This window comes from Ornithinibacillus californiensis (assembly GCF_001038485.1).
Classification (GTDB): Bacteria; Bacillota; Bacilli; order Bacillales; family Amphibacillaceae; genus Ornithinibacillus; species Ornithinibacillus californiensis.
Genome location: NZ_LDUE01000055.1, coordinates 175,454 through 197,950, shown reverse-complemented (window position 1 = coordinate 197,950; position 22,497 = coordinate 175,454). Strand labels below are relative to the sequence as shown.

At 36.2% G+C, this 22,497-nt stretch carries 27 protein-coding genes; 22 read left to right on the top strand and 5 right to left on the bottom strand.

Going from position 1 to position 22,497, the window contains the following annotated elements; translation table 11 throughout:
- Positions 1–153 precede the first annotated feature (153 nt).
- Positions 154–1,389, top strand: coding sequence for a DNA polymerase IV (locus tag TE34_RS13720; protein ID WP_047985381.1), 1,236 nt, complete (start codon positions 154–156; stop codon positions 1,387–1,389).
- 61 nt (positions 1,390–1,450) lie between these two features.
- Here the strand turns inward: TE34_RS13720 and TE34_RS13715 are convergent, their stop codons facing one another.
- From TE34_RS13715 to TE34_RS13700, 4 genes are read right to left on the bottom strand one after another with little or no spacing between them, the layout of a single operon-like run.
- Positions 1,451–2,812, bottom strand: a complete 1,362-nt coding sequence (locus TE34_RS13715) for an aldehyde dehydrogenase (protein WP_157037636.1) — start codon at positions 2,810–2,812, stop codon at positions 1,451–1,453.
- A gap of 21 nt (positions 2,813–2,833) precedes the next feature.
- Positions 2,834–3,757, bottom strand: coding sequence for a ribonuclease Z (rnz, locus tag TE34_RS13710; RefSeq protein WP_047985379.1), 924 nt, complete (start codon positions 3,755–3,757; stop codon positions 2,834–2,836).
- A gap of 10 nt (positions 3,758–3,767) precedes the next feature.
- On the bottom strand, positions 3,768–4,784 hold the full coding sequence (namA, locus tag TE34_RS13705; protein ID WP_047985378.1) for an NADPH dehydrogenase NamA: 1,017 nt from the start codon (positions 4,782–4,784) through the stop codon (positions 3,768–3,770).
- A gap of 15 nt (positions 4,785–4,799) precedes the next feature.
- Positions 4,800–5,555 carry a glycerophosphodiester phosphodiesterase gene (locus TE34_RS13700; protein WP_330218316.1) on the bottom strand — a complete coding sequence of 252 codons (756 nt, stop codon included), beginning with the start codon at positions 5,553–5,555 and terminating at the stop codon, positions 4,800–4,802.
- A gap of 194 nt (positions 5,556–5,749) precedes the next feature.
- Between TE34_RS13700 and TE34_RS13695 the strand changes: the two genes are divergently transcribed.
- The 6 genes from TE34_RS13695 to TE34_RS13670 all read left to right on the top strand — a co-directional run bounded on the left by TE34_RS13695 (position 5,750) and on the right by TE34_RS13670 (position 9,480).
- Entirely contained in the window at positions 5,750–6,709 is a 960-nt protein-coding gene (locus TE34_RS13695) for an MBL fold metallo-hydrolase (RefSeq protein WP_047985376.1), read from the top strand.
- Complete coding sequence (locus TE34_RS13690) at positions 6,699–7,493, top strand: SDR family NAD(P)-dependent oxidoreductase (protein ID WP_064971734.1); 795 nt, start codon at positions 6,699–6,701, stop codon at positions 7,491–7,493. Before TE34_RS13695 ends, TE34_RS13690 begins: the two co-directional genes overlap by 11 nt.
- Positions 7,494–7,512: 19 nt before the next feature.
- Positions 7,513–7,833, top strand: coding sequence for an iron-sulfur cluster biosynthesis family protein (locus tag TE34_RS13685; protein WP_047985375.1), 321 nt, complete (start codon positions 7,513–7,515; stop codon positions 7,831–7,833).
- Between the two features lie 92 nt (positions 7,834–7,925).
- Positions 7,926–8,483 carry a hypothetical protein gene (locus TE34_RS13680; RefSeq protein WP_047985374.1) on the top strand — a complete coding sequence of 186 codons (558 nt, stop codon included), beginning with the start codon at positions 7,926–7,928 and terminating at the stop codon, positions 8,481–8,483.
- 24 nt (positions 8,484–8,507) lie between these two features.
- Positions 8,508–8,891: a hypothetical protein gene (locus TE34_RS13675; protein WP_047985373.1), complete on the top strand. Its 384-nt coding sequence runs from the start codon at positions 8,508–8,510 to the stop codon at positions 8,889–8,891.
- Between the two features lie 46 nt (positions 8,892–8,937).
- Positions 8,938–9,480: a GNAT family N-acetyltransferase gene (locus TE34_RS13670; protein WP_047985372.1), complete on the top strand. Its 543-nt coding sequence runs from the start codon at positions 8,938–8,940 to the stop codon at positions 9,478–9,480.
- Positions 9,481–9,543: 63 nt separating this feature from the next.
- Here the strand turns inward: TE34_RS13670 and TE34_RS13665 are convergent, their stop codons facing one another.
- Positions 9,544–10,455: an aldo/keto reductase gene (locus TE34_RS13665; RefSeq protein WP_047985371.1), complete on the bottom strand. Its 912-nt coding sequence runs from the start codon at positions 10,453–10,455 to the stop codon at positions 9,544–9,546.
- 119 nt (positions 10,456–10,574) lie between these two features.
- Between TE34_RS13665 and TE34_RS13660 the strand changes: the two genes are divergently transcribed.
- The 15 genes from TE34_RS13660 (at position 10,575) to TE34_RS13590 (ending at position 22,493) form a co-directional block, all read left to right on the top strand.
- The gene (locus TE34_RS13660) at positions 10,575–11,120 is read left to right on the top strand and encodes an NUDIX domain-containing protein (protein WP_047985370.1); all 546 of its coding nucleotides are present in this window, start codon (positions 10,575–10,577) and stop codon (positions 11,118–11,120) included.
- Positions 11,121–12,290 carry an endonuclease Q family protein gene (locus TE34_RS13655; protein WP_047985369.1) on the top strand — a complete coding sequence of 390 codons (1,170 nt, stop codon included), beginning with the start codon at positions 11,121–11,123 and terminating at the stop codon, positions 12,288–12,290.
- A 101-nt stretch (positions 12,291–12,391) separates the two neighbouring features.
- Complete coding sequence (gene spoIIM, locus TE34_RS13650) at positions 12,392–13,039, top strand: stage II sporulation protein M (protein ID WP_047985368.1); 648 nt, start codon at positions 12,392–12,394, stop codon at positions 13,037–13,039.
- An 88-nt stretch (positions 13,040–13,127) separates the two neighbouring features.
- On the top strand, positions 13,128–13,586 hold the full coding sequence (gene fur / locus TE34_RS13645) for a ferric iron uptake transcriptional regulator (protein WP_047985367.1): 459 nt from the start codon (positions 13,128–13,130) through the stop codon (positions 13,584–13,586).
- Between the two features lie 174 nt (positions 13,587–13,760).
- The gene (locus tag TE34_RS13640) at positions 13,761–13,967 is read left to right on the top strand and encodes a YqzK family protein (RefSeq protein ID WP_047985366.1); all 207 of its coding nucleotides are present in this window, start codon (positions 13,761–13,763) and stop codon (positions 13,965–13,967) included.
- Positions 13,968–13,970: 3 nt separating this feature from the next.
- Positions 13,971–14,861 carry a site-specific tyrosine recombinase XerD gene (xerD, locus tag TE34_RS13635; protein WP_047985365.1) on the top strand — a complete coding sequence of 297 codons (891 nt, stop codon included), beginning with the start codon at positions 13,971–13,973 and terminating at the stop codon, positions 14,859–14,861.
- 97 nt (positions 14,862–14,958) lie between these two features.
- A complete protein-coding gene (deoB, locus tag TE34_RS13630; RefSeq protein ID WP_047985364.1) occupies positions 14,959–16,134 on the top strand; it encodes a phosphopentomutase in 1,176 nt (391 codons plus the stop codon).
- 15 nt (positions 16,135–16,149) lie between these two features.
- Positions 16,150–16,971 carry a purine-nucleoside phosphorylase gene (locus TE34_RS13625; RefSeq protein ID WP_047985363.1) on the top strand — a complete coding sequence of 274 codons (822 nt, stop codon included), beginning with the start codon at positions 16,150–16,152 and terminating at the stop codon, positions 16,969–16,971.
- 17 nt (positions 16,972–16,988) lie between these two features.
- Complete coding sequence (locus tag TE34_RS13620; protein WP_047985362.1) at positions 16,989–18,293, top strand: pyrimidine-nucleoside phosphorylase; 1,305 nt, start codon at positions 16,989–16,991, stop codon at positions 18,291–18,293.
- A 131-nt stretch (positions 18,294–18,424) separates the two neighbouring features.
- Entirely contained in the window at positions 18,425–19,606 is a 1,182-nt protein-coding gene (locus TE34_RS13615) for a D-alanyl-D-alanine carboxypeptidase family protein (RefSeq protein WP_047985361.1), read from the top strand.
- Positions 19,607–19,709: 103 nt separating this feature from the next.
- A complete protein-coding gene (gene spoIIAA / locus TE34_RS13610; protein WP_047985360.1) occupies positions 19,710–20,063 on the top strand; it encodes an anti-sigma F factor antagonist in 354 nt (117 codons plus the stop codon).
- The gene (spoIIAB, locus tag TE34_RS13605) at positions 20,060–20,503 is read left to right on the top strand and encodes an anti-sigma F factor (protein ID WP_047985359.1); all 444 of its coding nucleotides are present in this window, start codon (positions 20,060–20,062) and stop codon (positions 20,501–20,503) included. Before spoIIAA ends, spoIIAB begins: the two co-directional genes overlap by 4 nt.
- 11 nt (positions 20,504–20,514) lie before the next feature.
- Complete coding sequence (gene sigF / locus TE34_RS13600) at positions 20,515–21,267, top strand: RNA polymerase sporulation sigma factor SigF (RefSeq protein WP_047985358.1); 753 nt, start codon at positions 20,515–20,517, stop codon at positions 21,265–21,267.
- 199 nt (positions 21,268–21,466) lie between these two features.
- Positions 21,467–22,087, top strand: a complete 621-nt coding sequence (locus TE34_RS13595; RefSeq protein WP_047985357.1) for a stage V sporulation protein AA — start codon at positions 21,467–21,469, stop codon at positions 22,085–22,087.
- Positions 22,065–22,493, top strand: coding sequence for a stage V sporulation protein AB (locus tag TE34_RS13590; RefSeq protein WP_047985356.1), 429 nt, complete (start codon positions 22,065–22,067; stop codon positions 22,491–22,493). Before TE34_RS13595 ends, TE34_RS13590 begins: the two co-directional genes overlap by 23 nt.
- Positions 22,494–22,497 lie beyond the last annotated feature (4 nt).

Sequence of the window (22,497 nt, the reverse complement as noted above, 5' to 3'; positions counted from 1 at the left end):
ATATATAATCGTGATGTTTTAGAAATTTCCTTTAATAGAGATAAAAACTAAAATTCAGCCTAGTATTAGACAGGGATCTAACTTTTAAAAAAGGCTTTTTGCTTTGTGATATAATAGGCTAGAAACAACCGTTCGGAAAGGTGCTAAAGAGATATGAAAGGTAATAAAGCACGTATTATATTTCACTTAGACATGAATAGCTTTTATGCATCAGTAGAAATGACCTATAATCAGGCGTTTAAAGGTAAGCCATTAGCTGTAGCGGGGAATCCCGAGGAACGCAGAGGGATTATTATTACGAGTAATTACGAGGCTAGAGCAAAAGGTGTTAAAACAACGATGCCGATTTGGCAAGCGAGAAAATTATGTCCTGAACTAATCGTTGTCCGACCTACCTTTGAACGATATCGATTTGCCTCAAGAGAGATTTTTAAGATTCTGTATTCTATTACACCTTATGTAGAACCTGTTTCCATAGATGAGGGCTACATGGATGTAACTGATGCAACAGAGCCTAAGGACACGCTACAATTAGCCGAAAAGCTTCAACTAAAAATTAAAAAAGAACTAGATTTACCCTGTAGTATAGGTATCGCACCTAATAAATTCTTAGCCAAAATGGCATCTGATATGAAGAAGCCAATGGGGATTACTGTTTTACGTAAAAGGGATGTTCCAGAAAAACTCTGGCCATTGGCTGTAGGAGAGATGTATGGCGTCGGTAAGAAGACAGCGGAGAAACTAAACACGATTGAGATTGAAACAATCGGCGATCTTGCTTTAGCGGATGTTTACCAACTAAAACAATTATTAGGTATAAACGGAGAACGGTTAAAGAATCGGGCCAATGGAATAGATTTAAGACCAGTAGACCCTGATGCAGTAAATGAGTTCAAGAGTATAGGTAGCTCTGAAACATTACCGATGGATACAACTGATGAATCGGAAATACGTGGTCTACTATCTTCGCTAGCAGAGAATGTTGAAATAAGAATGAAGCGGAAGCAAGCTGCCGGAAGGTCCATTCAACTAACGATACGCTACCATGATAGAAAAACAATTACTAGGAGTAAAAAACTACCTAACTTTATAGAAAAGAAGGAAGATATACTCCAAGTCGTATTTGAGTTATTTGAAACCCATTGGAATCAAGAACCTATTCGGTTATTAGGGGTTACTGTACAAGATATTGAGGAAAAACAAAATATTGTCCAGCAACTAGACTTATTTACGTACAAAAAAGATGCAGAGAAAGAGAAACTTTATTCTGCAATTGATAAACTGACACAGAAATTTGGTAAAAGCCCGTTTGTTGAAATCAAAGAGGATATTAATCAACAACCTCGAACAAGTTTCCAAAAAGATTTTCTAGATGACTTTAAAAAGTAGACTTGAAGTTTTCCGATACGGGAATTCAAGTCTACTTTTGTTTATGAAAAATTTCTACGAACTATTTCATCAGCCTCTTGATAAGGGATAATGTAAGTTTTCCACCAGGATAGCGGAAAGGCAGATCGAACTTGGTAGTTTGTTGTAATATGCTTTTATGATGAGAAAATGTGTCAAAGCTATGTTTACCATGATAACTTCCCATGCCACTACTTCCTACTCCGCCAAAAGGTAAGTTAGGATTAGCTAGATGATATAGTGTATCATTAATACATCCGCCTCCAAATGAAAGACTATTCATTACTTTTTCTTGGTCTTTTTCTTTTTCACCAAAATAATAGAGAGCCAGTGGTTTTTCACGAGGTTTTAAATCTGAAATCACTTCTTCCAAATGTTCAAATGTTAGAATAGGTAGTATTGGTCCGAAGATTTCATCCTGCATTACTGGTTCTTCCCATGAAACGTCATCTAGCAGAGTGGGCTCGATTTTCAATTGATTGCGATCGACTTTTCCACCGTATGCAACTGTTCCATTCGATAAGTAGGCAACTAGACGATTGAAATGGTTTTCATTAATTATTCTCACAAAGTCCTCATTATCCAATGCATTAGTGCTAAAAATACTCTTTATTTGTTTCTTCATTTCTTTTAAAAGTTTATCTTTAATTTTATGATGTACATAGAGATAATCCGGGGCAACACATGTTTGTCCAGCGTTGGTATATTTCCCCCAGATGATACGCTTTGCTGTAATCGAAAGGTTAGCATCTTTATTTATAATTGCAGGACTTTTTCCACCCAGTTCAAGTGTTACAGGAGTTAAATGCTCGCTTGCTTTTCTCATAATGATCTTACCTACCGCTGTACTTCCAGTAAAGAAGATATAATCAAATCGTTGATTTAAAAGAGCTTCACTAACTTCCTTAGAACCTTGTACTACTGTGATAAAATTACTATCAAATGTTTCTCCAATCATCTTTGCCAAAAGGGAGGAGGTAGACGGGCTGTACTCAGACGGTTTAATAACTACTGTATTTCCGGCTGCAATAGCTCCAATAGCTGGTGCAAGTGCAAGCTGCAATGGATAATTCCATGGTGAAATGACTAATGTTACGCCATAAGGCTCTTTGCGAATATAGTTTTTAGTCCCTTTATGGGTAATTGGTGCATCTACTAAATCATCTTGCATCCACTCTTTTAAATGTTTTTCAGTATGTTTAATCTCGTTATAGAGAAATCCAAGCTCGGTGGTAAAGGAATCAAAGGTTGATTTGTTTAGATCTTGTTTTAGTGCTTGATAAATTTTTTTCTCATACTTTTCAAGCATGTTCCGTAATAAGCGCAACTGATCAATACGAAAACGATAATCAAATGTACGTTCACTAAAGAAAAATTCACGTTGCTTTTCTACTAATTCACTTATTTGCACGTAACAACCACTCCTTTATTTGGAAGGAACACTTATTTGATAAAAGTCGCTAGCAATCTCTGTATTCGGAAAAATTGCTTGTGCCTCCTGTAATAGCATTTTTATTTCTTCTTTCTGATATCTGGAAGAAATATGATTAAGAACTAACTGCTTCACGTTAGCTGACTTGGCAAGTGTAGCTGCTTGTGCTGTAGTCGAGTGATAGTAATTTCTTGCAAGTTCCACACTTTCTTTATTAAAAGTTGCCTCATGTACAAGAAGGTCAGCGGCCTGGACAAAATTTACATTTTGTTCTGTTGATCTCGTATCGCCAAGAATAACGATATGTCTACCGGCTTTATCAGGTCCTACATAGTCCTGACGCCGGATTTGACGCCCGTCCTCTAATATGGTTACTTCATTTTCTTTTATATTGGCATAAATCGGTCCCGGACTAACATGATCTGCCTTCAACTTTTCTACTAATAGTTCCCCAGGCTTGTTCTTTTCTTCGATACGAAAACCGTAACTAGGCAAACCATGCTCAAGTTTTTTACACTTGACGATAAAATTGTCATCCTCTAGTATTACTCCTTCTGAAATTTCAACGAAGGAGAGAGGGTAGGTTACATGCGTGCCACTAAGCCTTAAACTCGTATCCACATACTCCTTGATTCCTTTGGGACCATAAATAATTAATTCATCTTCGCCACCCTGGAAAGATCTAGAACTGAGAAGTCCTGGTAAGCCAAAAATGTGATCACCATGCAAATGTGTAATAAAAATCTTCGAAATCTTTCTTGGCTTAATAGAAGTATGTAAGATTTGGTGTTGTGTCGCTTCACCACAATCAAATAACCATACACTATTCGCCTCTTGTAATAACATAAGTGCTAATGCTGAAACATTTCTTTCTTTTGAAGGGACACCAGAGCCTGTACCTAGGAAAAACAACTCCATATGATGCCTCCTATCTCCAACCTCTAGAATATTGAATTGGGGATTCTAGTGAATATCCTAGTTCTTCAGCGGCATTTAGTGCCCAATAAGGGTTCCTCAACAAGGCTCTACCAATAAATATTAGGTCTGCACGATCATTTTGGAGGATTTCCTCTGCTTGGATACCAGTAGAAATTAAACCTACGGCACCTGTAGCAATGCCCACTGCTTGTTTGATTGTTTCGCAACGTTTTATTTGATAGCCTGGATACGTATTAATTTGAACTGGAGCTACTCCACCAGAACTACAATCAATTAATTCTATGCCTAAGTCTTTTAAGCTATTAGAAAAGAAGATAAAATCTTCTAATGTATTTCCATCTTTATGATATTCATCGGAAGATATGCGAACAAATATTGGGTTAGAGAATTCTTTTTTGGTTGCTTCTATAATTTCTTTCAGGAATCGGAAACGATTTTCTCTACTTCCACCATATTCGTCTGTTCGTTTGTTCGATAAAGGAGATAAAAACTGGTTGATTAAGTAACCGTGAGCGGCATGGATCTCTATCATATCAAATCCAGCTTTTTTCGCACGTTTCGCAGCATTTGCAAAACCGTCAATAACTCTATTTATCCCTTCCGAGTCTAATTCTGATGGAACTCTAAGCTTATCATTGAATGCAAGTGGGGAAGGGCCGTATATAACTTCTTCATCCATCGCTTTTCGACCTGCATGGGCTAATTGTATTCCAGCCTTTGTACCGAATGTATGCAATTCCTCCACCAATTCGGAAAGACCATCAATATGCTTGTCGTCCCATATACCTAAGTCTTTCGCAGTAATACGACCTGCAGGCTCTACTGCAGTTGCCTCCAACATCACTAAGCCAACCTGACCAACAGCTCTTGATATGTAATGAGTCATGTGAAATGGAGTTATCATGCCATCTTTCTCTTCGCATGAATACATACACATGGGAGACATTACAATTCTATTTTTTAATGTCATATTCTTAAAGGAAATTGGTGTAAATAATTTTGCCATTTAAAAGACCTCCATTTATAATTGCTTCTTAAACTGAAAAACTTTTCGAAAGGTTAATGCTTTATAAGGAACATCAGTAAAAATTCCATCACATCCATGTTCATAACAGTTCATCATATGCTTATATTTATTCACGGTATATACACGAACTGGCATGTTTGCATCATGTGATTGTCGGATTAACTGTTCACTAACTAACCGATATTTGATATGAAGTGCACTTGCTCCGAGCCTTCTGGCGTGCTCTACTAGGTTTGGGTTCCGTTTGGAAGTTAGGTAGGCAATTTCAATATCATCTTTGTATTTTACTAGTCTTTCAACACTATTCGGATTAAAGGTCGATAATGTTGTCCGTTCTAATAAACGATGACTCTTTAACATGTCATAGACCATTGATTCTAAATTATTGTAGTCAATTTTATTATTCTTTAATTCAATATTAAGGTATAAATCTTTAGGTTTTACCCAAGTTAAAAAGTCTTCTAATGAAATAATTTTAGCATCACGAAATTCTGGAGCAAACCAAGAGCCTGCATCTAAACGTTGTAATTGCTCATACGTAAAATCTTTTACATACCCACTACCACTTGTTGTACGTTTTAATGTTTCATCATGGATTAAGACAGGTATGTGATCCTTTGTTAATTGAACATCTGTTTCCAGACCTTCTGCACCTAAATTATAGGCAAGTTCAAAGGCATACATTGTATTTTCTGGAGCAAGCTTACTTGCGCCACGATGGGCAATGATTTTAGTTGTCAAGAGCTTCACCTCTAGTTTGATTTTGTTTTAAATTTATGGGAAAGTCAACCAATATACAGTAGGGAGACCTAGCAATAGATTGTTCCTTGAGAATTGATAAGTGACTTCTTTTTATTTTAGCGTTAAAATAATACATAGGTGAATGAATGACTATTCAGTCGTCAGAAAGAATCTAGTGTGTTTTAGAATTGAGGGGAAACTGTATGACAGTATTAAATAAAACTATTCATCAACTAACAGTACCAACTCCTTTTGCGGTTGGGGATACGCATGTTTACCTATTAAAAGGGGATACGTTATCTTTAATTGATGCAGGGGTAAGAACAGAAGATGCTTGGACAGCTTTGGTAGAACAGTTAAAAGAAATAGGATATAAACCAAGTGATATCGAACAAATCATTTTAACACATCATCATCCTGACCACACAGGATTAATAAATAGATTTGAAAGAGTGAATCATATCGTTGGACATAGAAACGTCGAGCCTTGGCTAACAAGAGATGAAGACTACTTTAACCATTTCGAAGCATTTTATATTAATTATTTCGAAGAGAATGGAGTACCAAAACGTTTTCGCTCTCATTTATTTAAGTTACGGGAACAACTCAAATGGGCAGGGGAAGGTGAGCTAACGAATACGATTGGTGAAGGAAATGTCTTGCCTGGTCACCCAGAATTCCAGGTAATCGAAACGAAAGGGCATGCTCAGAGCCATGTTTCCTTCCTAGGTAACGATGGAACCTTTATTGGAGGGGATCATTTACTTCATCATATAAGTCCAAATCCAATTATGGAGCCTCCTGCAGTTGGAGGAAAAGAGCGACCAAAACCGTTATTGCAATATCGAGCGAATTTAGAGAAGTGCTTAACATTAGATATTGGAGTAGTTTTACCTGGACATGGTAAGATTTTCACTGATGTTGAAGCAGTTGTTTCTCGAGTGCTTTCAAAACAAGAAAGTCGAGCAAATAAAGTACTAGGGCTATTAAAGGAATATGCTCAAACTCCTTTCCAATTGTGTGAACAGATTTTTCCAAGGCAGTTTGAATCACAAATAGATTTAACGATGTCAGAAACCATTGGGCAACTAGACTATTTAGAAGACCAAGGATTAGTTACAAATACAATTGAGAACGGGGAATTCTATTATCATGCAAATTAATTTGGAAGGAAAAAAGATTGTCATCACTGGTGCATCAAGTGGTATTGGTGAAAAATTAGCAAGGACTATTGCAGCAAATGGTGGAACACCAATTATGCTAGCTAGGTCACTAGATAAATTGAGGCAATTACAAGAACAAATTAAAGAGGAAACAGACATAATTGCTTATTATTATAAAGTAGATCTAACCAATGACTCAGAAATGGATGAAGTAATCGAGAAGGTTTTTAGAGATCATGAGATAATTGATGCATTAGTTAATAATGCTGGTTCAGGCGTGTTTCAGTACGTAGGCGAAACACGTTGGGAAGATATTGAGGTTATGTTTCGGCTGAATGTACTTGCACTGATAAGAATGACAAAGTTATTTTTACCACACTTTTTGGAGAGAAAAGAAGGGCATATCGTTAATATTGCTTCACAGGCAGGTAAGATTTCGACACCAAAGTCTGCTGTTTATGCGTCAACCAAGCATGCTGTCTTAGGTTTTACAAATGCTTTAAGGCAGGAAGTTACGAGCGAAAACATTTTTGTTACAGCAGTCAATCTTGGTCCTGTTCGAACTAATTTTTTCTCCCTGGCCGATCCGGAAGGTAACTATCAAAAAAGCGTGGATCGATATATGTTAGATCCAGATAAGGTTGCAAGTAAAATTACTAAAAACTTATTCACTAGCAGGCGGGAAATTAATTTGCCTATGTGGATGGATTTAGGTAGTAGATTCTATCAGCTTTTTCCAAGTCTTATGGAGAGAGCGTTAAAAAAACAGTTTACTAAGAAATAGAATGAAAGTGGAGAGTTTAATGAAACTAACAATTACATCGGTTGCTTTTACTAAAATAAATGAACTAAAACGTCAGGAAGATAAATATCTTTTGTTACGATATGATACGAAGGGGTTAGGTTGCGGTGTCAATGGTATGCCAACTTTTTGCCTAGTATCTCAAAAGGATAAGCAATTTATAGAAGTTGAAAATAATGCAATGCCAACCATTGTCAATGAGATGCAATCTATATTTTTTGCGGAACTGATGAAACTGGATTATTCCAACGGCACTTTCCGACTATCCAGTCCTGAAGGAATATTAAACCCATTTATTCCAACGAATAGTATTTTATCTTAAACTAGTAATCAAACAAATATTACTATGAACAACATCGTGCTATCATTCACAAATGAATTTTATGCGCGATTTTTTTATATGGGGGATAAGTAATGAAGAAAAAAATAGTCGTTTCCGTCATTATAATTATTGTTATTTTTATAGGTTGGTATCTTTTTCCTAAACATTATAGCGAGACGTTACAAGGTGTATATTACCAATTAGGTGATACGGAGATTTCAGAAAGCATAACCATTCATCTAGATGGAAAATTGCAGAACTACATCACTGGTAAAAAGTCTTTTGAGGGAACTATTGATTTTGAAACGGACGGAATCCAAATCGTTCCTGAGGATCGAACAAATTTACAGTTAATAATAAATATTGGAGAGCAAGGGACTATCTTTTCTAATCATCGCAATGGAAAAGAAACTATTCTAGACCTTTATGTGGTTGGAGCAGTCCATGCAAGTGAAGATTTCAGCAAAATTACGATAATGGTTAATTCTGTCGACTCTGGGGGGAATAGTGGTTCTTGGAGTGGCTCAGAAGGTTACATGATTTCGGTTCCAGCAGACACGAGAGAGGAAGCCCTGAACATATCAGAAGAACTAATACCTCATGTAAAAAGACAAGGTAATAGTTTTATCTATCATAATGATGCAGAGTAAAGTAGGTTGGGAGGGGATGAACCTATGCTACAATCGAACAAGTCCATTATTATTTTTACTGTGATATCAACGCTTTCTATCTTAATGTTAATTTTTATTATCCTATTAATGCCAAATTTTATCGGAATAAAATCTTTTGAAGGTACGGTTTATCACGTAGGAAAAGATTTTTTTGAGGTTGATTGTTCAAGCGTGATAAATAATGGATTCTTTGGTGAGGAAGGACCAGCGTATGAATGTGTCGTTCAATTATCAAACTTAACAACGTTAAAGGATGTGAAAGGAAGGAAGCTGAATCTCAATGATTTTAATAGTTATCATAACGTTGAAGTAATATTAGAAGAGCGAATAAAAATTAATCAGGAAAGTCGATACGTAAAGGCTAAAGAAATAATTTTGAAAGAATAGCTATAAGAACCGTCTTAAATAACTAATATTGATGGAGGTGCACCAAATGAAATATGATGAAAAAAATAAGACAATTACTTCAGGTAGACTATTACTTAGATTGTTTCAAAAAACAGATGCAGATACCGTAGCTAATCTATGCAACAATTATAATATTTACAAAAGTACCTTGTACTTGCCATATCCATACAATAAAGACCATGCCCTTGCTTGGATGGAAAGACATCTAGAGAATTTTAATGCAAATAAAGCCTATGAATTTGCAATTACAGATAAGGAATCAGGTGATTTATTTGGTGCGATAGCTTTATCAAATAATCGAAGCAATCAACATGGAGAAATTGCTTATTGGATTGGCGAGGAATATTGGGGGAATGGCTATGCTACAGAGGCGGCTGAGGCAGTGATACGATTTGCATTCGAGGAAAAAGGATACCACAAAGTATTTGCTCGTTATTTCGGCTCAAATCCTGCTTCTGGTAGAGTCATGGAAAAGCTAGGCATGGTGAAGGAAGGCCATTTTGAGGATCATATAAAAAAAGATAACAGGTTTGAGAGTCTCATATATTATGGGTTAATCAATCGCTAGAGAAGAGAAATCATAGAGAAAGCTTGGCTGTAAATAGAACTACCAAGCTTTCTAGTCAATGATTCATCTATGCTGTAGGTATCTAATGTTTTTTGTAATAGACTTTAATTTCTCATACAATTTGTCACTCAACGGATCGTTCACATTAGAACTAGTGCTCTCTTCAACTTGCTTAGTAGAGCTTGCTCCAAATACTGCGCTTGCTACAGCGGGATGCTTTAAAACGTATTTAAGCGACAGTTCATTAATATTAGGGGAAATAGTGGTAAGTTCCTCATGGACGGCTTTCAACTCTTCAAAAGAGTATTCTAGATATCCATTCGCCCCTTTTACAACTATCTGTTTTTGTGCTTGGTTACTAAGCATTCCCTTCGCCAGCGGTCCGCGTGCCAAAACACTAATTTTATTGTTGTGTAATAAATCCAGTATTTCTTCCTCTGGTCTTCGGTCCAATAAACTATATTGTGTCATTACGCCATCAATAGAGGATTTATTAATATATTCTTTAATAACATTGGGTCTTATCGAGGATATACCATAAGCTCGAATGATGCCCTCTTTCTTTAATTCTTCAAATGCTTCAATTGTTTCATCAATTGGGTCTTCTAATGTTCCACCATGTAGCATGTAAAAGTCAATATAATCTGTTTTAAGTCTGCGTAGGCTTTCTTTTACTTCGGTTACTATGTATGCCTTTGAAGGATCCCAGAACCAATCTTTGGACTCTTTATTGAAATGGTTACCAACTTTTGTTGTAAGAATTACTTCGTTCCGTTTGTTTCTTATTGCATCCCCAACGAATTCTTCGTTCAATCCGAAATCATATAGGTCAGCGGTATCAAGGTGATTAATCCCGGCGTCTAATGCAAAGTCAATTATATTTTTAGCTTTTTCTTTATCTGTACCAAGTGACATGCAACCAAGTGTTAATACCGATACCTCTATATCCGATTTACCAAGTTTACGTCTCTTCATGTAATCAACCTCCTACATTTATCTTATTGTAAATTAAACGAGAATGCCAAGTAGTATGTCATTAACACGAAAGAATGCTTATGCTAAAATGAAACCATTATGATAAGAGGATGAAGGTAATGAGTAAATTTGAGGAAAAGACGATCAATACAGTAAAGATTTTTGACGGGAAAGTAGTTAAACTACAAGTAGATGAGGTCACCCTACCGAATGGAAAACAATCTACAAGAGAAATAATTAAACATCCTGGTGCTGTCGCAGTTATACCGATGACAAAAGAAGGGAAAATTGTTCTTGTTGAACAGTTCCGAAAGCCTTTGGAGAAATCAATAGTAGAGATACCAGCAGGAAAATTGGAGCCAGGGGAGGACCCACAGGAAACTGCTGTTCGTGAGTTAGAGGAAGAGACTGGATATACAACAAAGAGCCTTACGAAACTAACGTCGTTCTATTCTTCTCCCGGTTTTGCAGATGAAATAATGCATATCTACGTAGCAAAAGAGTTAGAAAAGCTTGTTGAAGCACCATCAATGGATGAGGATGAGTTTGTGGAGATTTTAGAGGTGACTTTGGAAGAAGCAAAACAGATGGTAGAAGAACTACGGATACATGATGCAAAAACAAACTATGCTGTCCTTTACTTAGAAATGCAGGAGCTGTTATAAATGTTAACATCATATTTTGCTGATATGCACATCCATATAGGAAGAGACATCTTTAATCAACCAGTAAAGATTACAGCATCCAAGAGCTTAACAATAACGAATATACTAAAAGAGTCGGGCCGAAATAAAGGGATCAATCTAATAGGAGTTATCGATTGCCAATCACCTAATGTTCAACTGGAATTAAAGCAGCTTATTGAACAGGGCCTGGCGTATGAATTGGAAGATGGAGGTATCCGGTTTGAGGAAGTTACGTTAATATTGGGCTCAGAAATAGAAGTCTATGACGAAAACTGTAAGGGACCTATTCACGTGCTTTGTTTTCTTCCAACTTTAAGCCATATGGCAAAGCTCTCCGAGTGGCTTGTTACTAGAATGAAAAATATAACACTTAGTTCACAACGTTATTATGGATCAGCGAAGGACTTACAATATAAAGTAAAAGAACTAGAAGGAATTTTTATTCCGGCGCATGTTTTTACACCATATAAGAGTCTCTTTGGTAAGGGAGTAAAACAATCATTAGAAGAAGTTTTAGATCCAGATTTGATAGATGGGATTGAACTAGGACTGAGTTCAGATACTTTTATGGCAGATCAAATCAAAGAACTGCATTCTTATACGTATGTTACAAATTCTGATGCCCATTCATTAGCTAAAATTGGTAGAGAGTATCAGGAGATTCTCATGGAGGAACCCTCGTTTAAAGAGTTCAATTATGCGTTACATCAGGTTGAAGGAAGAAAAATAATCCGTAACTTTGGAATGAACCCACAGTTAGGTAAATATCATCGAACAGTTTGCGACAAATGCCTGCACTATTTGGCCCCCGATGCGTCTATTTGTGATAATTGTAGGTCAAAGAAAATTGTAAAAGGTGTAGCAGATCGAATTAAAGAGCTTGCAGATTCTGAAGGTGAATCAAAGGGGCGACCACCATACTTATATCAAGTACCTTTAGAGTATTTACCGAAGCTTGGACCAAAAACATATACGAAATTATTAGAGAAGTTTCAAACAGAAATGAACATCATCCATCATGTGCCTTATGATCTATTAGTAGAAGTCGTACCGGAACATCTCGCAAATTTAATCATACAAATGAGAGAAGGAAAGCTGGCAATTACAGCCGGTGGTGGTGGAAAGTATGGAAGTGTATCAGAGAGTTAAATCAATTAAAATGATTTAAAAAGATAGATTCGATAGGAATGTTTAACAGGAATTCTTCATACCTTCTAATATAGACATAATAGAGTGAATGGAGGATTCCAATGAACAACCGAACACTAGTAATGGACCACTTAAAAACTCACGCAACTATCTATGTATTTATGATAATATTATTCCTAACAGGCATTATTTTTGGAGCAATTGTAGTAAATAGCATGGGAGTCGGCCAGAGAACAGACTTATTCTTTTATCTAGAACGATTTTTTGGTTATTTGACAAATGAAAATACAATAAATAGTAACGAAATCGTAAAAGAAAGTTTCTTCTATCACGCGAAATATTTGTTGTTATTATTTATATTAGGACTATCGGTTATCGGTTTACCGGTTGTTTGGGTTTTAATTTTTCTAAAAGGTTTAGTAGTGGGGTTCTCTGTTGGCTTTATTGTTAACCAACTTGGTTTTAATGGGTTTATACTTGCAACATTTTCAATAGCTCCTCAAAACATATTAGTTATACCAATTTATGTCGTAGCAGGAAGTTTATCGATGATATTTACACTTAGTTTGTTGAATAAATTATTTTCAAGAAAAGGCTCATTTTCACGACCTGTATTAAATCCGTTAATTAAATATGTATCCGTTTTTGCTGCCTTACTTCTTATTTCTATTGTTCCAGCACTAATAGAGGCTTATATTGCAAATGAAGCGATGGTTTCCTATATAAAATCATTATATGTCACGAAATAGTAACGAAAAAGATTTTACAACATTTAAGCTTTGACACGCATTATTCGTGTGCATATAATAAAGATGGGATATGAGGGAGGAGATCGCCATGGAACATCGAATTGATCGTATTAAGAAACAACTTCATGCACAAAGCTATAAGCTGACTCCACAACGTGAAGCCACTGTACGAGTATTGCTGGAACGTGAAGCAGACCATTTGAGTGCTGAGGATATCTATTTATTAGTAAAAGAAAAAGCTCCTGAAATTGGTTTAGCTACGGTTTATCGTAAGTTGGAATTATTATCAGAACTAAAAATAATTGATAAAATTAACTTTGGCGATGGCGTCTCCAGATACGATCTACGCAAAGAAGGAGCCGAACACTTTCACCATCATCTTGTTTGCATTGAATGTGGTTCGGTTGAAGAAATCATGGATGACTTACTTGGGGATGTAGAGAAAATAGTAGAATCTGAATGGGGATTTCAAGTACAAGATCACCGATTGACTTTCCACGGTCTATGTAAAATATGTCAAAAAGCAGCTGTTGAAACTGCACCTTAATGTAAATGCCTTTTCAAAAAAGAGAAGGCATTATTTATTTTTCATCGCATGCTAATTAGTGTAAAATAGAGGTAGTCCACCAGAAAAATATGGGACTAGCTTTCTAGTAGGTATAAAGTGAATCTTTTTTGGCATATCTTTTAATATGAATCATTATTAAAGGAGAATTGCCATATGAAAAAGATGGTATGGGATACAGTGAAGGTATTTGTATTATTTGTTGCATGTACATGCCTATTTTACTTTGGGTTACAGGTCATGCATTCCGAATATGAACAGTTTCATCGATATGACACACCAGAAGGTCCATCTGTTAAAGTATTCAATAATGAACAAAGTTTTGTCGATCGTTTAAATATCTTTTTTCGATTAGGGGAGTAGAGAATGCTAAATCATGCGTATAATGATTTTTTTCATTATCTGCAAGTCGAACGGGGTTTATCCGATAATACATTGAAATCATACAAGAGAGATTTACAAAGATACACAGAAAGCATCCAATCAGAGGAACACACCTCATGGAATGAGGTTAATCGAACTGACATCATTCATTTCTTGTACAAGTTAAGAGATGAAGGGAAATCAGCAGCTACTATTGCAAGATCAATATCTTCCATTCGTCAGTTTCACCATTTTTTACTACGTGAAGAAGTAGTAAAACATGATGCAACCTTACATATTGAAACACCAAAAAAAGAGAGAAAATTACCTGATGTTTTATCTATTGCTGATGTAGACAAGCTACTAGAAATTAAAGGGAACTCTCCTTTGAGTATCCGAAACAAAGCAATGCTCGAACTAATTTACGCTACCGGACTCAGAGTGAGTGAACTTATTTCGTTAAAAACAGAAGATTTACACTTAACGATGGGATTTGTACGATGCTTTGGTAAAGGATCTAAGGAAAGGATAGTACCTCTAGGGGATGTAGCACAAAAAGCGATAGAAGATTATTTGAAATATGCTAGACGTAATCTATTAAAAAAGAATAGAGATGAGAATATACTATTCTTAAATCAACACGGTAGACCAATGACAAGACAAGGGTTTTGGAAAATACTTAAAAAATTAGCAACTGAAGCAAATATCACAAAAGAGATAACACCACATACACTTAGACATTCATTCGCAACACATTTACTAGAAAATGGTGCGGATTTACGTGCCGTACAAGAAATGTTAGGGCATTCAGATATTTCAACGACTCAAATCTATACACATGTTACGAAAACAAGATTAAAAGATATGTATAAATCATATCATCCACGTGCATAGATTTCTTTTTTCGAAAAAGTTGTCTGACATCCTATTTTTCGGTTTATGTCTATATTTCTCTGGAAAATAGACAACATAAGATTGGGAGGTTTTAAATATGAGTAAATTTAATCGCGTTTTTTTAATAGTCATGGATTCAGTTGGTATTGGCGAAGCGCCAGATGCTGATAAATTTAATGACATAGGTGCTGATACGTTAGGACATATTGCTGAACATATGAATGGCTTACATATGCCAAATATGGGTGAACTAGGACTAAGTAATATAAGAGAAATTAAAGGAATTGAAAAAAAGGTAACCCCTAAGGCACATTATACAAAGATGCAAGAAGCATCGAATGGAAAAGATACGATGACAGGTCATTGGGAGATTATGGGACTTCACATCGATACTCCTTTTCAAACTTTTCCTGACGGTTTTCCTGATGAATTAATTCAGGAATTAGAAAGTAAGACGGGCCGTAAAGTTATTGGTAATAAGCCGGCTTCAGGGACTGCGATTTTAGATGAACTTGGCCCAGAACATTTGCAAACAGGAGCACTTATAGTCTATACATCAGCTGATTCTGTGTTACAAATTGCCGCGCATGAGGAAGTTATTCCAATTGAAGAACAATATCGAATTTGTGAGATTGCCCGAGAACTTACTTTAGATGAAAAGTATATGGTAGGGAGAGTTATTGCTCGACCTTTTTTAGGTAAACCAGGTGCTTTTGAACGTACTTCTAACCGTCATGATTATGCACTTAAGCCTTTTGGTAAGACAGTGATGAATACATTAAAGGATGAAAAGTTCGATGTTATTGCAATTGGAAAAATCTCAGATATTTATGACGGTGAAGGTGTTACCAAATCTATTCGTACAGTAGATAATGATGACGGCATGACGAAATTAGTGGACTCAATGGATTTGGACTTTAATGGAATCAGCTTCTTAAATCTTGTTGATTTTGATGCCAAATATGGCCACCGCCGAGACCCTCAAGGATACGGGGAAGCTTTAGAGGCATATGATGCTAGACTTCCGGAAGTACTAAACAAACTAAAAGACGATGATTTATTAATTATTACTGCTGATCATGGTAATGACCCGGTACATCATGGCACAGACCATACTCGTGAATATGTACCACTACTTGTACATTATAAAGGTATTAATACAGGTAAGGAATTACCAATAAGAAAAACATTTGCAGACATCGGCGCAACGATTGCCGATAATTTCAATGTTGCCTTACCCGCACATGGAATAAGTTTTTTAAATGAGATTTAATTAGGAGAGATTCAGATGGAATATTCAATGATTAAAGAAGCTAGTCAATATATTGAAGAAAAGTTAAAAAATAAACCTGTGATTGGTTTAGTTCTTGGTTCTGGATTAGGCGTGTTAGCAGACGAGATACAGAATCCTGTCGTTATTCCATATAACGAGATACCTCATTTTCCAGAATCTACTGTTTCTGGCCATAAAGGTCAGTTAGTCGTAGGTGAACTAGAAGGTAAACAAGTTCTTGCCATGCAAGGTCGTTTTCACTTTTATGAAGGCTATACAATGCAACAAGTAACGTTTCCAATTCGAGTGATGAAAGAACTTGGGATAACATCTCTTATTGTTACTAACGCTGCTGGCGGTATTAATGAGAGTTTCAATCCAGGGGATTTAATGATAATTACAGACCAAATCAACAATATGGGAACTAGCCCTCTAATCGGTCCAAACGATGAACAGATGGGAGCACGTTTTCCAGATATGTCATCTGCTTTTGATAAAGCTTATATCGAAAATGCATTAATGGCTGCAAATGACTTGGGCCTACAAGTACAAAAAGGGGTATATGTAGGGAACACTGGTCCTGCCTATGAAACTCCAGCAGAGATTCGCATGTTAAGAACTTGGGGTGGTGATGCTGTAGGGATGTCCACGGTTCCAGAGGTAATGGTTGCAAATCATGCAAATATGAGGGTTCTTGGAATTTCATGTATCTCTAATATGGCTGCTGGTATACTTGACCAACCCCTTACACACGATGAAGTAATTGATACTACGAACAAAGTAAAGCAAGATTTTCTTCAATTTGTTAAAAAAATTGTACAGACGTTGTCATTTTAACCTAAGGAGGTGTAGTCATGAGAATGTATGACATCATTGAGAAGAAACGGGACGGAAAGGAATTAACTGAAGAAGAAATATACTTCTTCATTACTGGCTATACAAAAGGAGATATTCCTGATTATCAAGTGAGTGCTCTAATGATGGCTATTTACTTTCAAGATATGAATGAGAAAGAAAGAGCAACCCTAACAAAGGCAATGGTTGAATCTGGAGATCAAATTGATCTTTCTCCAATATCTGGTATTAAGGTTGATAAGCACTCAACAGGTGGTGTTGGAGATACAACTACTCTAGTACTTGCTCCGCTTGTGGCATCAGTCGGTGCTCCAGTTGCTAAAATGAGTGGTCGAGGACTTGGACATACTGGTGGTACAATAGATAAATTAGAATCAGTACCTGGCTTTCACACCGAGATAAGTAATGAAGAATTCATTGATTTGGTTAATAAGAATAAAGTATCTGTAATTGGCCAAACAGGGAACCTAACACCCGCAGACAAAAAGCTATACAGTCTTCGTGATGTTACTGCTACTGTGAACTCTATACCATTAATTGCTAGTTCCATAATGAGTAAGAAAATTGCTTCAGGAGCGGATGCGATTGTTTTAGATGTAAAGACTGGTGCGGGAGCATTCATGAAAGAAATAGATGATGCAAAGGAATTGGCAAAAGCTATGGTTTCTATAGGAAATCAAGTTGGAAGAAATACAATGGCAGTTATATCAGACATGAGTCAACCATTAGGATTCGCAATCGGAAATTCCTTGGAAGTAAAAGAGGCAATTGACACGTTACAAGGAAAAGGACCGAAAGATTTAACCGAATTATGTTTAGTCTTAGGTAGTCAAATGGTCGTGTTAGCGGAAAAAGCCTCTAGTATTGAGGAAGCAAGAAGCATGTTAGAAGAAAATATTGCTAATGGGAAAGCTTACGAACATTTTAAAACCTTCCTTGCGTCACAAGGTGGCGACCCATCTGTAATAGATAATACAGACTTGCTACCTAAAGCCAACAAGCAAATCGACATTACTGCTGAGCAATCGGGAGCAGTTCAAACTATTATTGCTGATCAAATTGGAACAGCAGCAATGATGTTAGGTGCAGGAAGAGCTACAAAAGAATCAGAAATTGATCTTTCAGCAGGTATTTTACTACATAAAAAAGTTGGAGATTCAGTGCAGGTTGGAGAGTTGCTCCTTACACTTCACACCAATATTGAACACGTAGAGCCTGTAATTGACCTAATTAAATCCAGTATTATTATTTCCAAGGATATGGTGGAAGCACCAAAACTTATCTATGGGACGATAACAGAATAGTAATAAAAAGGGAGTGTTTCTATAAGAAATACTTCCTTTTTTAATTGTTAATAAATTATCTATTATTAACTTATAAAACTGTTTAATTTTGGTAATCCTAAAGTTATATTGATTGCTGGAGGTTATACAAGATGAAAAAATATGTTCTGATGATTAGTTTACTATTTTTCGTATGTTCCTTATTTACGATAACGGTAGTGGCTGAAGAGAATAATCAGTCACCAAAAGAAGAGACATTTGATCTAGCTCCCGATGCTAAATCCGGCATTTTAATCGAAAGAGATACAGGTAAGATACTGTTTGAAAAGCAAGCGCACGAGAAGTTGCCACCCGCTAGTATGACAAAGGTGATGACGCTTCTATTAATCATGGAAGAATTAGAGAAAGGTTCCTTAAAAAAGGATGAAATGATACGTATTAGTGAGAATGCTGCATCAATGGGTGGTTCTCAAATCTTCTTAGAAGCCGGCGAAGAAATGAAAGTAGAGGATTTGTTGAAAGGGATTGCTGTCGCTTCCGCGAACGATGCGAGTGTGGCCCTGGCAGAGAGAATTGCTGGAAGTGAAGAGGGCTTTGTCAAAAAGATGAATGATAAGGCCAAGGAATTAGGGTTGAAAAATACTCAGTTCCAAAATGCATCTGGTTTACCGGCAGATAATCATTTTAGTACTGCTTATGATATGGCCATGATGGCAAAAGAATTATTAAGCTATGAATCCATAACAAACTATACATCTATTTATGAAGATTACTTACGTAAAGGGACAGAAGACGAATTCTGGTTAGTAAATACCAATAAACTAGTTCGATTTTATCCTGGTGTTGATGGCTTGAAAACAGGATTCACTAATGAAGCAAAGTATTGCTTGACAGCTACAGCCAAAAAAGGCGATATGCGAGTTGTGGCTGTTGTAATGGGCGTAGAAACTCCGAAAGAAAGAAATGCAACCGTATCAAATATGTTAGATTATGCGTTTAACACATATGAAACGAAAAAGCTTTTTGATAAGGATCAACCAATAACCGAACTAAATTTATTGAAAGCTGAGAAACGTCATGTAGATGTTGTTGCTTCACAATCCATTAGTACAGTGTTTAAAAAAGGGGAAGCAATTGATAAATTAACGACCTCTGTGAAGTTAAATACGATCGAGTTACCTTTGAAAAGAGGGGATGAGGTAGGAATACTTCAAGTGAAGAATGGTGATCAATTAATTTCAGAAACACCTTTAGTTATAAAAGAAGACCTGGACAAAGCGTCTGTCTTTGCCTTATTTAAACGATCCATACAAAAGTTGTCGAAGAATGACTAATTTTTTCTAGTTTGGTAAGAATTTAGCCTCTTTTGTCTACTAGGAAGGATTTTACCCATTTCATCACGAATTGTACTTACATAAGGATGTAAGGAGGATTAAAATGGGTCTAGAATTTTCATTTGAAGTAAAAGAAGACATACTTATTGTTCGTTTAGCTGGAGAATTAGATCATCATGAAGCGGAAGCACTGCGTGATGAGTGGAAAAACATGCTTTATCATAATCCAGTGAAACATGTAATATTGAACTTGGAGCAGGTTAGTTTTATGGATAGTTCAGGGCTAGGTGTAGTCTTAGGTCGATATAAGGAAGTATTGCAGTTGGGAGGACAAATGGTTGTTTGTTCTATACCACATTCAATCAAACGTTTGTTTGAAATGTCAGGCATGTTTAAGATTATACGACTAGAGGAGAATGAAACGTTTGCGTTAGAAACATTGGGGGTGGCTTCATGAGAAATGAGATGCATGTAGAGTTTTCAAGTGTCAGCCAAAATGAATCATTTGCTCGGGTAACGGTTGCCGCTTTTGTAGCACAACTTGATCCGACAATGGAAGAATTGACTGAAATTAAAACGGTAGTTTCCGAGGCGGTTACTAACGCCATTATTCATGGCTATAATAATGAACCGGATCATAAGGTTTCAATTACCTGCCATTTGCATGAGGATGGAGAAGTGGAATTAACAATTAGGGACTATGGTATCGGTATTGAGGATGTTGATGAAGCAAGGCAACCATTATACACCTCAAAGCCTGAGTTAGAACGTTCTGGAATGGGCTTTACTATTATAGAAAATTTTATGGATTCCGTTGAAGTATTTTCGAAGCATGGCGAAGGAACCTCTGTTCATATGAAAAAGCAGCTTACTAAAAGTAAAACGGTTTATAATTAGGATGCATGCCTATGGTTAATGTAAAGCAAGATAAGCGGAATGAAGCATTAACGGATGAACAGGTTAAAGCCTATATTCTGAAAAGTCAACAAGGAGACAAAGAGGCACGTGACTTCTTAGTTGAGAAAAATATTCGATTGGTTTGGTCGGTTGTTCAACGGTTCATGAATAGAGGTTATGACCCAGACGATCTTTTCCAAATAGGAAGTATTGGGTTAATCAAATCGATTGATAAATTTGATTTATCCTATGATGTGCGTTTTTCAACGTATGCGGTTCCTATGATTATTGGAGAAATCCAGCGATTTCTTCGTGATGATGGAAGTGTGAAGGTTAGTCGTTCACTAAAGGAAATTGGAAATAAGATTCGTAAGAAAAAAGATGAACTAACGAAACAATATGGACGATCTCCTACCATTAATGAAATAGCTGACGCATTAGAGATTAGTCCAGAAGAAGTTGTTCATGCACAAGAGGCATCAAAGGCTCCTCATTCCATACATGAAACAGTTTTTGAAAATGATGGAGACCCTATTACATTACTAGATCAAATAGCAGATCAAGATTCGAATTGGTTTGATAAATTATCCTTAGAAGAAGCAATTCGAGGTCTAAGTGAACGGGAACGACTAATTTTATTTTTACGTTATTATAAGGACAAAACTCAGTCGGAGGTCGCGGAAAGACTCGGTATATCTCAAGTTCAAGTATCCCGACTAGAAAAGAAGATATTGTTTGATATGAAAAACAAAATGGATCCATAAAGCTGAAGTAGGGAGAAACCCTACTTCAGCTTTTTTCTTGGAGTAACTTTAGTGATTCCTCTGTTTGGTTCGGTATTAGGTGAGGATGACGCAAATATGTTTAGTGAAAAAACAATAGATTTAACTTCTAAGTTAATAATATTTCATTTTAAACAAATACTAACAAGTATCGATAATGATTCCCCTGAGGTGAAAATGAATGGATGGAATTGTTTATTTACGAATGAAAAAGAATTTAGAAATAAGAAATCCAATGGAGGTACGACTGAAGGATGTAGCATTTATATCATGTAATTCACGTTCTGTCATAAATGAATTAGAGAAAATAAGAATTTATCGTATTACAGAAGAGGATAAGGAAATCGTAATTATTGATAGCTTCTTAATCATAAAGCATTTAACTGAGAACTATCCAAACTTAGAGATCCAACTAATAGGGCCAGAACAGACAATTATACGTATAAACAAATACAGAAAGTCACCAAATATATTTATTGTGGCTCTAGTTTGGCTACTGTTGTTCATCGGTACAGCGATGACTATTATTAACTTTCACTATGATGTTAGTATGCAAGCAGTTCAACAAAAACTACACTTCTTGTTGACAGGTGAGGAAAATGAATATCCTTTATGGATACAAGTCCCTTATTCACTTGGGCTTGGAGTAGGCATGATTCTATTTTTTAACCATTGGTTTAAGAAGAGGTTTAATGAGGAACCCAGCCCCTTAGAAGTAGAAATCTACAAATATCAGAAATCTCTTGACGATTATGTTAACTTTCACGAGAATAAGCTAAATGATCCTAACCTTCCTAATTAATGCCGTACAAATAGTCGTAGGCTTTTCTGGGGGGCTTGCTGTTGGTTGTGGTTTTGTTGCATTTCTTACTGTACTTGGAATCATTCCAAGGTTAATACAATTAACTAAAACATTACATTTAGTAAAGGTTTACACTGGGTGTGTTGTTTTAGGAACACTTATGGGTACTTATCTTTCATTCGCAAATGTAAGTTGGAACCATCCTATTATTTTACTAATTATCTGGGGTGCGTTTCACGGGATCTTTAATGGAATGCTTGCAGCTGCTTTGACAGAAGTTCTGAATGTATTCCCATTATTATCAAAACGTATAAGACTTGAGAACAAATTAATTACCCTTATGATGGCGATAGTTCTAGGGAAAATAGTTGGATCGTTATTTCAGTGGATTATTTTAGTACGTTAAGAAT